The 15143-nt window shown below is 72.8% G+C and carries 11 protein-coding genes; 5 read left to right on the forward strand and 6 right to left on the reverse strand.

Annotated elements, in window-relative coordinates; genetic code table 11:
- Positions 1 to 9 precede the first annotated feature (9 nt).
- Entirely contained in the window at positions 10 to 1167 is a 1158-nt protein-coding gene (locus IE255_RS27675) for an acetyl-CoA C-acetyltransferase (protein WP_190053094.1), read from the forward strand.
- A 33-nt stretch (positions 1168 to 1200) separates the two neighbouring features.
- On the opposite strand, the gene IE255_RS27680 is transcribed toward IE255_RS27675, so the two are convergent.
- From IE255_RS27680 to IE255_RS27695, 4 genes are read right to left on the reverse strand one after another with little or no spacing between them, the layout of a single operon-like run.
- Positions 1201 to 2250 carry an NAD(P)H-dependent flavin oxidoreductase gene (locus IE255_RS27680; RefSeq protein ID WP_372487574.1) on the reverse strand — a complete coding sequence of 350 codons (1050 nt, stop codon included), beginning with the start codon at positions 2248 to 2250 and terminating at the stop codon, positions 1201 to 1203.
- Positions 2251 to 2252: 2 nt separating this feature from the next.
- Positions 2253 to 3008 carry a CoA-transferase subunit beta gene (locus IE255_RS27685; RefSeq protein WP_190053096.1) on the reverse strand — a complete coding sequence of 252 codons (756 nt, stop codon included), beginning with the start codon at positions 3006 to 3008 and terminating at the stop codon, positions 2253 to 2255.
- Entirely contained in the window at positions 3005 to 3856 is an 852-nt protein-coding gene (locus IE255_RS27690; RefSeq protein WP_190053274.1) for a CoA transferase subunit A, read from the reverse strand. The genes IE255_RS27685 and IE255_RS27690 overlap by 4 nt, the downstream gene beginning before the upstream one ends.
- Before the next feature lie 14 nt (positions 3857 to 3870).
- Positions 3871 to 4635: an enoyl-CoA hydratase family protein gene (locus IE255_RS27695; protein WP_190053097.1), complete on the reverse strand. Its 765-nt coding sequence runs from the start codon at positions 4633 to 4635 to the stop codon at positions 3871 to 3873.
- Between the two features lie 79 nt (positions 4636 to 4714).
- Between IE255_RS27695 and IE255_RS27700 the strand changes: the two genes are divergently transcribed.
- Together IE255_RS27700 and IE255_RS27705 are read left to right on the forward strand one after the other, a co-directional pair.
- The gene (locus tag IE255_RS27700) at positions 4715 to 5491 is read left to right on the forward strand and encodes an SDR family oxidoreductase (protein ID WP_190053098.1); all 777 of its coding nucleotides are present in this window, start codon (positions 4715 to 4717) and stop codon (positions 5489 to 5491) included.
- A gap of 26 nt (positions 5492 to 5517) precedes the next feature.
- Complete coding sequence (locus tag IE255_RS27705) at positions 5518 to 6426, forward strand: SDR family oxidoreductase (RefSeq protein WP_190053275.1); 909 nt, start codon at positions 5518 to 5520, stop codon at positions 6424 to 6426.
- A gap of 13 nt (positions 6427 to 6439) precedes the next feature.
- On the opposite strand, the gene IE255_RS27710 is transcribed toward IE255_RS27705, so the two are convergent.
- Positions 6440 to 8923, reverse strand: coding sequence for a SpoIIE family protein phosphatase (locus IE255_RS27710; RefSeq protein ID WP_190053099.1), 2484 nt, complete (start codon positions 8921 to 8923; stop codon positions 6440 to 6442).
- Between the two features lie 73 nt (positions 8924 to 8996).
- Positions 8997 to 13268, reverse strand: coding sequence for a HAMP domain-containing protein (locus tag IE255_RS27715; protein ID WP_190053100.1), 4272 nt, complete (start codon positions 13266 to 13268; stop codon positions 8997 to 8999).
- A gap of 410 nt (positions 13269 to 13678) precedes the next feature.
- On the opposite strand from IE255_RS27715, the gene IE255_RS27720 reads away from it, so the two are divergent.
- A complete protein-coding gene (locus IE255_RS27720; RefSeq protein ID WP_190053101.1) occupies positions 13679 to 14254 on the forward strand; it encodes a hypothetical protein in 576 nt (191 codons plus the stop codon).
- A gap of 201 nt (positions 14255 to 14455) precedes the next feature.
- Positions 14456 to 15127 carry a pyridoxamine 5'-phosphate oxidase family protein gene (locus IE255_RS27725; protein WP_229906623.1) on the forward strand — a complete coding sequence of 224 codons (672 nt, stop codon included), beginning with the start codon at positions 14456 to 14458 and terminating at the stop codon, positions 15125 to 15127.
- Positions 15128 to 15143: the final 16 nt, after the last annotated feature.

The raw sequence follows: 15143 nt of genomic DNA on the forward strand, positions 1-15143 counted from the left end.
GGAGTGGCCATGGCCGAGGCATACATCGTCGAAGCGGTCCGCACCCCGGTCGGCAGGCGAGGCGGCGGGCTGTCCGCCGTGCATCCCGCCGATCTCGGCGCGCACGTGCTGAAGGCGCTGATGGAACGCTCGGCCGTCGACCCGGCGGCCGTCGAGGACGTCGTCCTCGGCTGCCTGGACGCCGTGGGGCCGCAGGCCGGGGACATCGCGCGGACCTGCTGGCTGGCCGCCGGGCTGCCGGAGGAGGTGCCGGGGGTGACCGTGGACCGGCAGTGCGGCTCCTCGCAGCAGGCCGTGCACTTCGCCGCCCAGGCGGTGCTGTCGGGCACGCAGGACCTCGTGGTCGCGGGCGGTGTGCAGAACATGTCGATGGTCCCGATCGCCTTCGCGACCCGGCAGGCCGCCGAGCCGCTCGGCCTGACCCAGGGCCCCTTCGCCGGCTCGGAGGGCTGGCGGGCCCGGTACGGCGACCGGCCGGTCAACCAGTTCGCCGGCGCCGAGATGATCGCCGCCAAGTGGAGCATCTCCCGCCGGGACATGGAGGAGTTCGCGCTCCGCTCCCACCAGCGGGCCCTGCGCGCCATCGACGAGGGCCGCTTCGACCGCGAGACCGTGCCCTACGGCGACGTCACGACCGACGAGGGCCCGCGCCGCGACACCAGCCTGGAGAAGATGGCCGGGCTGAAGCCGGTGATCGACGGCGGCAGCATCACGGCGGCCTGCTCCTCCCAGGTCTCCGACGGCGCCTCCGCCCTGCTGCTGGCGAGCGAACGGGCCGTGCGGGAACACGGCCTGACGCCGCGCGCCCGTATCCACCACCTCTCGGTGCGCGGCGAGGACCCCATCCGGATGCTGTCCGCGCCGATCCCGGCGACGGCGTACGCGCTGAAGAAGTCCGGGATGACGCTCGACGCCATCGACCTGGTCGAGATCAACGAGGCGTTCGCGCCGGTGGTGCTGGCCTGGCTGAAGGAGACCGGCGCCGACCCGGAGAGGGTCAACGTCAACGGCGGCGCCATCGCGCTCGGCCATCCCCTGGGCGCCACCGGCACCAAGCTCATGACGACGCTGCTGCACGAACTGGAGCGCACGGGCGGCCGCTACGGTCTCCAGACGATGTGCGAGGGCGGCGGGCAGGCCAACGTCACCATCATCGAGCGGCTGTGAGAGAAGTGACAGGCGCCCGGTGCCCCGAGCGGGTCAGCCCGCGTCGGGCAGCCGGTGCAGCACGGCATGCGCCTCGGCCATGATCCGGTCGACGAGTTCGGCGCAGGACGGCAGGTCGTCGATCACCCCGGCGACCTGCCCGGCGGCCATCACGCCGAGGTCGGTGCGGCCGTCGACCATCGCCGCCCGGAGCAGCATGGGGGTGCTGGCGGCGAGCAGGACCTGGCTCCAGGTCAGTTCCCTGCCGTGCTTCATCGCCAGGCCGTCGCGGACCATCGCCGCCCAGCTCATGCCGGTCTCGCGCCGGAAGGCCGCGGCGTGGCGGACCGCGCGCCACAGGGACGCGGCCCGGCCGGACCGCTCCAGCGTGTCGACGAGTTCGCTGCGCAGCATCCGGTGGGGCAGGCCGTCGACCTGGGTGGTCACGGTGACGTCCTGGACGGCGGCGGCCAGGTAGCGGGCCTTGACCGGGTCGGGGACGGTGCTGTCGGAGGTGAGCAGGAAGCGGGTGCCCATGGCGATCCCGGCGGCGCCGTAGGCGAGGGCCGCGACCAGACCGCGCCCGTCGTGGAAGCCGCCCGCCGCGATCACCGGGATGTCCACGGCGTCCACGACCTGGGGCAGCAGCACGGTGGTGGCCACACTGCCGGTGTGCCCGCCGCCCTCCCCACCCTGCACCACCACCGCGTCCGCGCCCCACGCGGCGACCTTCTCGGCGTGCCGCCGCGCGCCGACGGACGGGATGACGACGACACCGGCGTCCTTGAGCCGGGCGATCAGCTCCCGCGACGGCGCGAGCGCGAACGAGGCGGCCTTCACTCCCTCGTCGACGATGATCCGGGCCCGCTCGGCCGCGTCGCCCGCGTCCGCCCGCAGGTTGACCCCGAACGGCGCGTCCGTACGGGACTTGACCTCGCGGACCGCGGAGCGGAGCTGCTCCACCGTCATGGTGGCGGAGGCGAGGATGCCGAGGCCTCCGGCGTTCGCGGTGGCGGACACCAGGCGGGGGCCGGCCACCCAGCCCATGCCCGTCTGGACGAGCGGGTGCCGGACACCGACCAGCTCCGTCAGGGGGGTGTCGATCGTCATGCCGCCGGCACCTCGCGTTCGCGCAGCCCCTTGGGGTCGATGACCTCGCGGATCAACCGCAGCTCCTCGGGCGTGGGTGCGCGGGTGTACGGCATGTCGTCCGGGATCGTGAGCGTGAAGCCCGTGGCGTCGGCGACCTGTTCGGCAGTGACACCGGGGTGCAGGGAGCGCAGCCGCATCGTGCGGTCGGGTGTCGCGAAGTCGAACACGCCCAGGTCGCTGACGACGTCGGCGAGATGGTGGTAGCGGGTCGCGGAGGGGCCGGCCGCGGCGGCACGGTCGTGACCGACACCGCAGACCATGTCGACCCGCTCGACGAACACCCGCCGGGAGTGCCGGGGGATCCAGTAACTGGTCGGATTGTTCAGGGTGTTGACCGGGGCGCCGCGCACGCCGAGCAGCTGCCGCTTCGGGCGGGTCCAGTCGCCGATGCAGGAGATGTTCTGGTTGCCGTACCGGTCGATCTGGCCGGCGCCCATCATCACGTGCCGCCGCCCGGTGGCCACCAGGGCCAGGTGCCGGCGGTACGGCAGCCAGCCCTCGACCACCTCGGCCTTGGCGCCCATCGCCGGCACGTCCGCCGTCAGCAGGGCCTCGCCGTCGGTCAGGAGCAGGTCGGGCGCGAAGGTCAGCTTGGCGAGGCGGGCGCCGATCGCCGGGACCGTGCCCATGGGGCCGGCCAGGATCTCGCCCGCGTCCCGCCAGGCTTCGGCGCAGGCGACCACGCAGTACTCGGCCCTCGTCACCGTCATCGGGCTTCCTCCTCGTGGAAGGCGGCGACCGCGGCCTGGTAGGCGTCCTCGTCACCGGAGAGGAACCACTCGGCGAAGACCCGCCAGGTCTCCGGGTCGCCGGCGGCCTGCGCGTAGGCACGCTGGAAGGGCTCGTCCCGGTCGTGGTCGGGGGCGCAGGAGGTGAAGTGGGCGCCGTTCGGCGTCTCGGCCACGCCGGTCACGAAGGGCCGTTCGACCAGCAGGGTCTGCGGGCCGGCGTCCTTCAGCAGGTCCGCGGTGTCCACGATCCGCTCGCAGGAGACGTAGGCGGCGTCGGCGGCCTGGCAGAACAGATCGTCGAAGTACGGGTCGGGGCCCAGGTATTGGGCGTTGCCGTGCGCGTCCGCGCGGTTGAGGTGTACCAGGGCCGCGTCCAGCCGCAGAGCCGGAACCGCGACGAGTTCCTCGCCGTCCTCGTAGGGCGAGGTGACCGTGCGCAGGTGGGGGTTGACCCGCATCACGTCCGAGCCGAGACCGGCCCGGACCGGCAGGAAGGGCAGGCGCTGCGACGCGGCGGTCAGGCCCCACATGACCATGGCCTCGTCCAGCTCCACCAGTTCGAACGCGCCCCGCTGCCGGGCCGCCGTGAAGTGCGGCTCCAGGGGGATGGAGTCCAGGGTCGCGAAGGCCGCGACCAGCTTGCGGATCTTGCCCGCGGCGGCGAGGAGGCCGACGTCCGGGCCGCCGTAGGAGACGACGGTAAGGTCGGTGACGTCGGAGCGCAGCAGGGCGCGCACCAGTGCCATCGGCTTGCGCCGTGCTCCCCAGCCGCCGATGCCGATCGTCATGCCGCTGCCGAGGCGGCCGACGACCTGCTCGGCGGTCATCGTCTTGTCCCTGCTCACGCCTGCTCCTGCCCGCCGTCTGCGGTGGTGCCGAAGGTGGCGCGTACGCGGTCGGCGACGCCGCCGAGGTTCGCCTCGAAGGTGAAGCCCTGCTCGTAGCGGTAGCTGCGGCGGACGTCGACCGGGTCGATGCCGTTGATCGCGGCCTTGGCGAGGCGGAGGAGGGAGCCGTCCTTGGCGGCGATCTCGCGGGCCAACTCCAAAGCGGCCTCATGGAGTTGATTGCGCGGGACCACCTGCCACACCGATCCGTGCCGGTGCAGTTCGGCGGCGGTGACGGTGCGCGAGGTGTAGTACAGGGTCCGCATCAGGTGCTGTGGGACCAGCCGGGCCAGATGGGTGGCGGCGCCGAGCGCGCCCCGGTCCAGCTCCGGCAGGCCGAACGTCGCGTCGTCGCTCGCCACGATCGCGTCCGCGTTGCCGACCAGGCCGATCCCGCCGCCCACGCAGAAGCCGTGCACGGCCGCGACCACCGGGACCTCGCAGTCGTAGACCGCGGCGAACGCCTCGAAGCAGCCGCGGTTGACGCCGATGAGGGCCCCGTGGTCCCTGCTGCGCTGGAGCTCCTTGATGTCGACGCCGGCGTTGAAGCCGCGTCCCGCCGCGGTGAGCACCACGCAGCGCACCTCGGGATCAGCCCCGGCGGCGCGGACCGCCGCGGCCAGGTCGTACCAGCCCCGCACCGGAAGGGCGTTGACGGGCGGGAAGTCCACGGTGACGACGGCGACGCCCTCTTCCGGGGCGGTGGTGGAGACACCCATGAGCGGATCAGCTACCTTTCCACCAAACGTTTGTTAGGTGGAAAGGTAGCAGCGGTCCACGCGCCGCGGGAGGTGTCCATTGGCAGCGTTCATCGATCTGTCGGGGTCCGTCGCCGTCGTCACCGGCGGCACCCGGGGCGTCGGCGCGGGCATCGCCCGGGCCCTGCTGGAGGCCGGTGCCGAGGTCGTCACCTGCGCCCGCCGTGCCCCTGAGGAGCCGGTCGAGGCGGGCGGGCGCACGGCCCGTTTCCTGCCGGTCGACCTGCGTGACCAGGAGGCGACGGTCGCCTTCTTCGACCGCGTCCGGGAGGACTACGGCCGTCTGGACACGCTGGTCAACAACGCCGGCGGCACCCCGTACCGCAAGCTCGACGAGGGCGCAGCCGAACGGCACGCCCGGGTCGTCGAGTTGAACCTGCTCGCTCCGCTGACCGCCTCGCTCGCCGCGTACGAGGTGATGCGCGACCGGCCCGGCAGCGGGTCGATCGTGATGATCGGCAGCGTCAGCGGCAGCCGCCCCTCCCCCGGCACGGCGGCGTACGGCGCCGCCAAGGCCGGTCTGGAGCACCTGGCGCGGTCGATGGCCGTCGAGTGGGCCCCGCGGATCCGCGTCAACACCCTCGTCCTCGGCATGGTCCGCACCGAACTGTCCCATCTGCACTACGGCGACGAGGACGGCATCGCGGCCGTCGGGCGCACCGTGCCGCTCGGCCGCCTCGCCGAACCGTCGGACGTCGGCGACGCCTGCGTCTTCCTCGCCTCCGACCGCGCCTCCTACATCAGCGGCGCCGGCCTCCTCGTGCACGGCGGCGGGGAACGGCCGGCCTTCCTGGACGCGGCCACCGCCCACACGTGACCCACCGTCGGAAGGACATCCACACCATGACCGGACTGTGCACCGGACGCGTCGTCGCCGTCACCGGAGCGGGGCGCGGACTCGGCCGCGCGCACGCCCTCGCCTTCGCCGCCGAGGGCGCCAAGGTCGTCGTCAACGACCTCGGCGTCGGCCTCGACGGCACCGGAGGGACCGCCGGACCCGCGCAGCAGACCGTCGACGAGATCCGGGAGTCGGGCGGGGACGCGGTCGCCCACACCGGCGACATCACCACGGCCGACGGCGCCGCCTCCCTCGTGCGCACGGCTCTGGACACGTACGGCCGCCTCGACACGCTCGTCAACAACGCCGGGTTCCTGCGCGACCGCATGCTGGTGAACCTCGACGAGGACGACTGGGACGCGGTGCTGCGGGTCCATCTCAAGGGCCACTTCCTGCCGTTGAAGCACGCCGCCGCGCACTGGCGGGCCGAGGCGAAGGCGGGCCGCACGCCCGAGGCCCGGGTGATCAACACCAGCTCGGGCGCCGGGCTCCTCGGCAGTGTCGGGCAGGGCAACTACTCCGCGGCCAAGGCCGGCATCGTCGCCCTGACCCTGGTCGCCGCCGCCGAGCTGCGCCGCTACGGGGTGCGGGTCAACGCCATCGCGCCGGCCGCCCGGACCCGGATGACCGAGCGGACCTTCGCCGACACCATGACCGCGCCCGACGACGGCGATTTCGACGCCATGGCGCCGGAGAACGTCTCCCCTCTGGTCGTCTGGCTGGGCTCCGCCGCCTCGGCCGGGGTGACCGGCCGGGTCTTCGAGGCCGAGGGCGGCCGCATCACCGTCATGGAGGGCTGGCGCCCCGGCCCGACCGCCGACAAAGGCGCCCGCTGGAGCCCCGCGGAGGCGGGCGAGACCGCCCTGAAGCTGCTGGCGGAGGCGGAGCCGCCGCGGCCGGTGTACGGGGCGTGAGCGTACGTATCCGTCACCCCACCCGAATGCCCACGAGGCACGTGTCGTCGTCGGTGTCCGACTTGCTGTACGTCAGCAGGCGGTCCAGTTGCTGGTCGAGGGTGCTGGGTGCCGTGCGGGCGGTGGTCAGCAGGTGGGTCAGGGACTCCTCCACGGGGCGGTCGCGGCGTTCGATCAGGCCGTCCGTGTACATCAACAGGGTGTCTCCGGCGGCCAGTTGGATCTCGGTCTCCTCGTACGTGGCCTCGGGCACCGCTCCGAGCAGAAGGCCCTTGACCAGGGGCAAGGGGGTCGCCTCGGTGTCGCGGACGAGTACGGGCGGCAGATGACCCGCCCTGGCCCAGCGCAGCGTCCGGTCGGCCGGGTCGTACAGGCCGCACACCGCCGTCGCGGTGACGGCGCCCGTCAGATGGTGCGCCACGATGTTGAGCCACGACAGCAGCTGGCCCGGCCCGGCGCCCGTCACCGCCAGGCCGCGCAGCGCGTTGCGCAGGACGACCATGCTGGTGGCGGCCTCGATGCCGTGCCCGGCCACGTCCCCGACGCACAGCAGCACCAGCCCGGACGGCAGGACGACGGCGTCGTACCAGTCGCCGCCCACCAGTTGCTCGGTCTCCGCGGGCCGGTAGCGGACCGCCGCCTGGAGCCCGGTCACCCGCAGGGGCGCCTGGGTGGGGGGCATGATGGCGTGCTGCAACTGAAGGGTCAGCCGGTTGCGTTCGGTGGCCTGCTGCTCGGTGTGGGCCAGCTGGTCGCGGGTCGCGGCGAGGGCCACCTCGGTCCAGTGCTGGGCCGAGATGTCCTGGCAGGCGCCGCGGACCAGGAGCAGCCGGCCGTCGGTGTCGAGCACGGGTTCGGCGACGATCCGGATGTGCCGGGTCACCCCGTCCGGCCGCTGGAGCCGGAAGGCCGCGGCCGCCGGCCGCCGGTGGTGCAGCAGCGTGCGCAGGAAGCGGCGGATGGCGACGCCGTCGTCCGGATGGGCGTGGGACGGCAGCTCCTCCAGGGGCACCGGCGTGCTCGACTGCGGGCGCCCGTAGAGGTCGAACAGCTGCCCGTTCCAGGTGATCTCCCCGGTCAGCACGTTCTCCTCGAAGCCGCCGATCCGGCCGAGACGCTGGGCGTGCTGAAGCAGGCTCGCCAGGCGCGCCGTCTCGTCCTCGATGCGCCAGATGAGGAGGACGGCGGTGCCGTGCCGGCTGATGCTGATGTCCGCGACGGCCGAGAGGGGGACCTGGTCGACGAGGGCGGTGAGGTTCATCCGGCGGGCCCTGAAGGGCTCGCCGGTGGAATAGACGCGCTCGATGCGATGGAACAGCTCGCTGTCCCCGGCGGCCATCGGGTAGGCCTCCAGCAGCAGCGCGCCGCTGACGACCGCCCGCGGCCGCCCGGCCGGATCCAGGAAGCGGCTGTTCACGTGCTGGATGCGGAAGTCCGCGAGGTTCCCGGCGCCGTCCAGGTGCGGCACCAGGACCAGGGCGGGGTCGTGCAGCCCGTCGGCCAGGTCCATCAGCTCCGCGGCGTCCGGCAGGACCCGCGGCTCCTGGGCTCCCGCCTGCGGCGGCGTGTACGTCTCCAGCGTGTGGGCGCACAGTTCGGCGAGGGCCTCCACCTGGCGGACGATCTGCGGGGGCTGCGGCGTCAGAGGCGTCGGCCAGGCGATCTCCAGCACGCCGTGGATGCGCCCGCCGGTGCCGGCGGGCAGCGCGGCCCTGCCGCCGTCCGGGTGGTAGTGGAGGCCGATGCTGGGCAGTCCGGTCTCCCCGAGGGAGGTGATCCACTGGCCCTCGCGCTCGAGGAGGCCCCGCCGCGCGACGGTCGCCACGTCCGGTGGGACGTAGCGCCAGCGCGCGGCCTCGGCCGGTGAGAAGCCGGCGCTGCCCGCCAGGGTGAGCGAACCGTCGGAGCCCGCGGCCCAGACGGCCACGGCGACCGCGCCCAGGGGGCGCAGCGCCTGCTCCAGCAGGGCGTCGGCGACGGCCTGGGTGTCGTCCGCGGCCAGCACGCCGCTCTCGGCGGCGCGCAGCCGTACGGCGGCCGACTCGGGCTCCGCCCCGTCGGCGGCCTGCGTGGCGGCGAGGAACGCGTCCGTCACCTCCGACACCCGGTCCCGGGCGGCCTGGTTGATGACGTCGACGGCCAGTTCCAGGGGGGTGACCTGGGCCTGCTCGGCCAGCTCGGCGAGCTGCCGGGCGGCCTGGACCGGCCCGCACTTGAGCCGTTCGACCAGGACACCCTTGGCGAGCTCGATCAGGGCGCGCCCCTCGGCCTCCGCCTGGGCGGCCCGCACCTCCCGGCTGAGCCGCTCCACGGTGGCCGCGAGCCGGCCCACCGGGGAGGAGGACGGGGCACCGCCGGGTTCCGCGAGCGGCCCGTCGGGAGTCACCGGCAGCCCCTCAGGCGTCACCGGCGGGACGGAGGACGCCGGGCCTGCGGCGGAGTCGCGCTCGGTCTCACCGCGCGGACCCGGTTCGGGCGGCTGCTCGGACGTGCTCACGGTGTGGATGCTCCTCGGCTGGAGCGCCCTGGGGCGCGGAACGGCGGGCGCTGCGGGGCGGGCGCCGGCGTGCTCATGCGGGCAGCCAGCGCCGGACGCAGGCGATGAGGTCGCGGGTGTCGACGGGCTTGGTGACGTAGTCGCTGGCGCCCGAGGCGAGGCTCTTCTCCCGGTCGCCGGGCATCGCCTTCGCCGTGACGGCGATGATGGGCAGCTCCGCGTACTGCGGCATCCTGCGGATCTCGGCCGTCGCGGTGTAGCCGTCCATCTCCGGCATCATCACGTCCATCAGCACCAGCGCGACATCCGGGTTGTTCACGAGTGTCTCGATGCCTCTGCGCCCGTTCTCGGCGTGCAGCACCCTGAAGCCGTGCAGCTCCAGGATGCCGCTCAGCGCGAAGAGGTTCCGCGCGTCGTCGTCGACGACGAGGACGGTGCGGCCCGCCGACGCCTCGTCGAGGAGGCCCGGCGCCGGATGCCGCGGTTCCTCGGGCCGGACCAGGGAGAGCACGTCGCCGGGTTCCTCGGCGGACAGGTGCAGGGCGATGCGCTCGCGCAGTTCGTCGAGGCTGGACAGGAACTCCAGTGCCCCGCCCGCCGAGCGGGACCGCAGCGTCTCGTCCAGGGAGGCGTCCGCGGGGTGGCTGCTGTGCACGAGCACCGGGACGCTCGCCAGCGCCGAGTCGCCCTCCAGGGCCTGGAGGAAGCGGGACGCCTCGGCGTCGCGCATGCCCAGTTCCAGGACGACGCAGTGGCACGGCTCGGCCGCGAGGGCGCCGGCCGCCTCCTGCGCGCCGACGGCGGTGATGATGTCGATCGCGGGCCGCTGACCGCCGTCGGCGCGGCCGTGTGTGAGGTCCGCGACCACGCTCTCGGCGACGAGGGTCAGCAGACCGCGCGGCCGTTCCTCCACGACGAGCAGGCGCCGGGGCCGCGGTCCGGGCCCGATCTGGGGCACCGGCACCGGGCGGGACGAGCCCTCGGGCAGGGGCCCGGCCGAAGCCCGCTCCGGAGGGCCGCCGTGGCCGAGCGCTGCCTCGAAGTCGGGACGGGCCACGGGCAGGAAGAGCGTGAACGTACTGCCCTGGCCGGGCGTGCTGCGCACCGTCACGGCGCCCCCGAGCAGCTGGGCGATCTCCCGGGTGATGGACAGGCCGAGGCCGGTGCCGCCGTACTTGCGGCTCGTCGTGCCGTCCGCCTGCTGGAAGGCGCCGAAGATCGTCTCCAGGTTCTGCTCCGGGATGCCGATGCCGGTGTCCTTCACGCGGAAGGCCACCACGGCGCCGCCCCGGATCACACCCGCGGGCACCTCGTCGTCCGCCGCGGGCTCGATGCTCAGTTCCACGCCGCCCTGCTCGGTGAACTTCACGGCGTTCGACAGGAGGTTGCGCAGCACCTGGCGCAGCCGGGAGTCGTCGGTGAGCAGGTCCGCGGGCGCGCCGGGAGCGGTCGTCACCGTGAACTCCAGGCTCTTCTGCGTCGTCATCGGCCGGAAGGTGGCCTCGACGTACTCGATGAGCTGGCGCAGCGTCACCCGCTCGGGCGTGACGTCCATCTTCCCGGCCTCGACCTTGGACAGGTCGAGGATGTCGTTGATCAGCTGGAGCAGGTCCGATCCGGCGGAGTGGATGATCTGCGCGTACTCGACCTGCTTGGGCGTGAGGTTGCGGGACGGGTTCTGCGCCAGCAACTGGGCGAGGATGAGCAGGCTGTTGAGGGGCGTGCGCAGTTCGTGGCTCATGTTCGCCAGGAACTCCGACTTGTACTTCGAGGCCAGCGACAGCTGCTGGGCGCGGGTCTCCAGCTCCTGGCGCGCCTGCTCGATCTGGAGGTTCTTCGCCTCGATGTCGCGGTTCTGGGCCGCGAGCAGCGAGGCCTTGTCCTCCAGTTCCGCGTTGGAGCGCTGCAGTTCCTCCTGCTGCACCTGCAACTCCGTGGAGCGGGCCCGGAGTTCGGCCGTGAGGCGCTGGGACTCGACGAGCAGCTCGTCGGTGCGGGCGTTGGCCACGATGGTGTTGACGTTGACGCCGATGGTCTCCATCAGCTGCTCGAGGAAGTCCCGGTGGATCTGGGTGAACGGGGTGACCGACGCCAGTTCGATGACACCGAGGACCTGGCCCTCGACCACGATGGGCAGCAGCACCAGCGCGGTCGGCACGACCTGGCCGAGTCCCGAGGAGATGGTGACGTAGCCGGGCGGCAGCTCGTCCACGGTGATGGTGCGCCGGCTGCGTGCGGCCTGGCCGACCAGGGTGCGGCCGAAGGCGATGCGGGTGGGCCGGCTGCTGTCCTCCGGGTAGCCGTAGGAGCCGACGAGCCGCAGTTCGGGTCCGTCGTCGCCGTCCTCGGCGAGGTAGAAGGCGCCGTACTGGGCCGACACCAGGGGGACCAGCTCGTCCATGATCAGCTCGGCGACCACGGGCAGGTCGCGGTGGCCCTGCATCAGGCTCGAGATCCGGGCGAGGTTGGTCTTGAGCCAGTCCTGCTCCTGGTTGGCCCGGGTGGTCTCGCGCAGGGACTCCACCATGGAGTTGATGTTGTCCTTGAGCTCGGCGACCTCGCCGGACGCCTCCACGGTGATGGAGCGGGTCAGGTCGCCCTCGGCGACGGCGCTCGCGACCTCGGCGATCGCGCGGACCTGCCGGGTCAGGTTGCCCGCCAGCTCGTTGACGTTCTCCGTGAGGCGCTTCCAGGTGCCGGAGACGCCCTCGACCTCGGCCTGTCCGCCGAGGCGCCCCTCGGTGCCGACCTCGCGGGCGACCCGGGTCACCTCGTCGGCGAACGCGGACAGCTGGTCGACCATCGTGTTGATGGTCGTCTTGAGTTCGAGGATCTCGCCGCGGGCGTCCACGTCGATCTTCTTGGACAGGTCGCCCCTGGCCACCGCGGTCGTCACCAGCGCGATGTTGCGCACCTGGCCGGTGAGGTTGTTGGCCATCGAGTTGACGTTGTCGGTGAGGTCCTTCCAGGTGCCGGCGACGTTCGGCACGTGCGCCTGGCCGCCGAGGCGTCCCTCGGTGCCGACCTCGCGGGCGACGCGGGTGACCTCGTCGGCGAAGGCCGACAGGGTGTCGACCATCGTGTTGATGACCTCGGCCAGCGCCGCGACCTCGCCCGCGGCCTCCACGGTGATGCGCTGCGACAGGTCGCCGCGCGCCACGGCGGTGGCGACCTGGGCGATGGAGCGGACCTGGCCGGTGAGGTTCGACGCCATCACGTTGACGTTGTCGGTGAGGTCCTTCCAGGTGCCCGAGACACCGCGCACCTGGGCCTGTCCGCCGAGGCGTCCCTCCGTGCCGACCTCGCGGGCGACCCGCGTCACCTCGTCGGCGAACGCGGAGAGCTGATCGACCATCGTGTTGATGGTGCTCTTCAACTCCAGGATCTCACCGCGCGCGTCGACGGTGATCTTCTGCGACAGGTCGCCCTTGGCGACGGCGGTCGCGACCAGCGCGATGTTGCGGACCTGGCCGGTGAGGTTGCCCGCCATGAAGTTCACCGAGTCGGTGAGGTCGCGCCAGGTGCCCTTGACGCCCTTGACGTCGGCCTGGCCGCCGAGGCGCCCCTCGGTGCCGACCTCGCGGGCGACCCGGGTCACCTCGTCGGCGAACGCGGACAGCTGATCGACCATCGTGTTGATGGTGCTCTTCAACTCCAGGATCTCACCGCGCGCGTCGACGGTGATCTTCTGCGAGAGGTCGCCCTCCGCCACCGCCGTGGTCACCTGGGCGATGGAGCGGACCTGGCTGGTGAGGTTGCCCGCCATGTGGTTCACGGAGTCGGTCAGGTCGCGCCAGACGCCGGCCACGCCCGGCACCTGGGCCTGGCCGCCGAGCCGTCCCTCGCTGCCGACCTCGCGGGCCACCCGCGTCACCTCGTCGGCGAACGCGGACAGCTGATCGACCATCGTGTTGACGGTCTCCTTCAGCTGGAGGATCTCGCCGCGGGCGGGTACGTCGATCTTCTGGGAGAGGTCGCCCTTGGCCACCGCCGTGGCCACCTGGGCGATGTCGCGGACCTGGGTGGTCAGGTTGCCCGCCATGGCGTTGACCGAGTCGGTCAGGTCGGCCCAGGTGCCCGAGACGCCCGGCACCTCCGCCTGCCCGCCGAGCGTCCCCTCGGTGCCGACCTCGCGGGCCACCCGGGTGACTTCGGAGGTGAACACGGACAGCTGGTCCACCATGCCGTTGAAGACCGTGGCGATGTCGCCCATGAGGCCGTCGGCGTCCTCCGGCAGGCGGGTGCCGAAGTCCCCGTCCCGGACGGCTGTCAGGCCCGCCAGGAGTCGCCGCAACTCCTGGTCGCCCGGCACCGCGTCGACCGCACCGGTGCTGTCGCTGGTCATGCGCACCCTCGTTCCGCTCCCCAGGAGTCCTCGGCACCGAGGACTCGGAACCACCCCCCGGACCGCGTCGGCGGCCCGGCTGTCGTGCGTGCATTTCCGCGGTCACGGATCTGCGCGACGAGAAAATACGCCGCAGGTTAACGCAGGTCCCGGGGCCGGAACAAAGCGCGGGCCGCGGTGCGGACGAGGCGCCCGCACTGGTCCGCACCACGGTGCGGTTCCGCGTCAGACGTCGGCGCCGACGCGCCCGGCGGTGCCGCCCGCGACCGCCTCGATGGTGTCCGCGGACTCCCCACGACGAGGTACACCTTCCACCGGCCGGTCGCGCTGATGACCTGCCCGGCGACGGTGGAGGCGGCCGCCACCAGGGCTGCCGGGTCGCCCCGGATGAGCGGCAGCACAATCAGGGCATGGACGTCCGCGAGCTGCTGGAAGCGGCTTCACTGCTGGTTCCCGAGGAGACCGCCGCCGAGAACGGCCTGACGGTGAACGACGTCTGGGAGTATCTGGTCCACGACGAGTGGGAAGTGGCTCTCGGGCTCTTGGAGGAACTCGGTGACGTGCGTCCGCTCCCGCTCGCCTTCTGGCAGGCCCTCGCCACCGCCGCCGAGCAGTCGGGGCTGGAGCGGAGCGCGGCCTGGTGCCATTGGCGCTGCTCCGAGACCCGGTACGGCGTCATCCGGGCCGACCTTTCCCTCAGGTCCGCCGAGGAGGCCCGTCGGCAGACGCCCCTCCCCGGCGCCGGCGTCCTGCGCCCGATGTGGGACATCGGGGATCGGACCCTGAGCGGCGCACCGGACCTCCGCGCAGCGCGTCTCTGGGTGGAGCGCGTCCCCTTCATGGGGCCCGGCGAGCGGGCCGTGGTGCGGCTGGCTCCGCTCGACCCGTCGCGGTGGTGGCGTCTTCGCCCCGGCCAGGTGATCACCATGCACGAGGACCGGACCGTCGCCGGAACAGCGGTCCTCCTGGAGGTTCGGCGCCCGTAAGCCCCCGGCGGCCGCTCAGCACGAGCCCGGGCAGGGCCCGTTCAGGTGTCTGCTCTACCCTCACGTGCGGGGCCGATGGTGCATTTTCGGCCTGCAAGGCGATCGAATCAGTCACGCGCGCCGAGGCGGGCGCGGGCGCGAGCCCCCGTCCCCGCGGTTCCACGAGTTGCTGCCCTGCCGCAATCCCTGCCAGGAGGACCCTTGTACGACGACCAGCGGGCAGAGCGCCCCGGAAGCCTCGGAGAGCACCAGATCCAGCGCGAGTTGGGCACCGTCGAACGCGCCGACCGGTTCTACGACGAGCAGGTGCTGGACCGGCTCAATCCGCGGATGCGGGAGTTCGTGGCCCGCCAGGAGATGTTCTTCCTGGCCACGGCGGACAGCCGCGGGGAGTGCGACAGCACCTTCCGGGCCGGCCCGCCCGGCTTTCTCCGGGTCCTCGACGACGCGACCCTGGCCTACCCGGAGTACCGCGGGAACGGCGTCATGGCCTCGCTCGGCAACATCCGGGAGAACCCGCACATCGGCATCCTGATGATCGACTTCTCCCAGGACCGTATCGGCCTGCATGTCAACGGCAGGGCCCGCCTGGTCACCGACGACGCCATGCGCCAGAGGTACCCGGGCCTGCCGGTCGACCCGGTGCCCGGCCGCCGCCCCCAGATGTGGGTGGAGGTCGAGGTGGAGGAGGCGTACATCCACTGCTCGAAGCACATACCGAGGCTGGTCCGCGCGCCGTTGCGGCAGCACGTCGGCGGCGAGGGCGGCGCGGCCGCCGACGGCGAGCAGGCCTGGGGCACCGACGACGTCCGCCGCAAGGGCGGCGACTACTTCGGGGCGGCGGCCGAGCGGCACGGGCTGGCCTCCCGCTGACGGAGGGCGGCCGCAC

It is taken from the genome of Streptomyces lomondensis, assembly GCF_014651035.1.
Lineage (GTDB): Bacteria > Actinomycetota > Actinomycetes > Streptomycetales > Streptomycetaceae > Streptomyces > Streptomyces lomondensis.

Bases quoted from the DNA above. Each gene is read 5' to 3' on its own strand.
- IE255_RS27675 (WP_190053094.1), top strand. From the start codon at position 10: ATGGCCGAGGCATACATCGTCGAAGCGGTCCGCACCCCGGTCGGCAGG.
- IE255_RS27685 (WP_190053096.1), bottom strand. From the start codon at position 3,008: ATGACGGTGACGAGGGCCGAGTACTGCGTGGTCGCCTGCGCCGAAGCC.
- IE255_RS27690 (WP_190053274.1), bottom strand. From the start codon at position 3,856: ATGACCGCCGAGCAGGTCGTCGGCCGCCTCGGCAGCGGCATGACGATC.
- IE255_RS27695 (WP_190053097.1), bottom strand. From the start codon at position 4,635: ATGGGTGTCTCCACCACCGCCCCGGAAGAGGGCGTCGCCGTCGTCACC.
- IE255_RS27705 (WP_190053275.1), top strand. From the start codon at position 5,518: ATGACCGGACTGTGCACCGGACGCGTCGTCGCCGTCACCGGAGCGGGG.
- IE255_RS27715 (WP_190053100.1), bottom strand. From the start codon at position 13,268: ATGACCAGCGACAGCACCGGTGCGGTCGACGCGGTGCCGGGCGACCAG.
- IE255_RS27720 (WP_190053101.1), top strand. From the start codon at position 13,679: ATGGACGTCCGCGAGCTGCTGGAAGCGGCTTCACTGCTGGTTCCCGAG.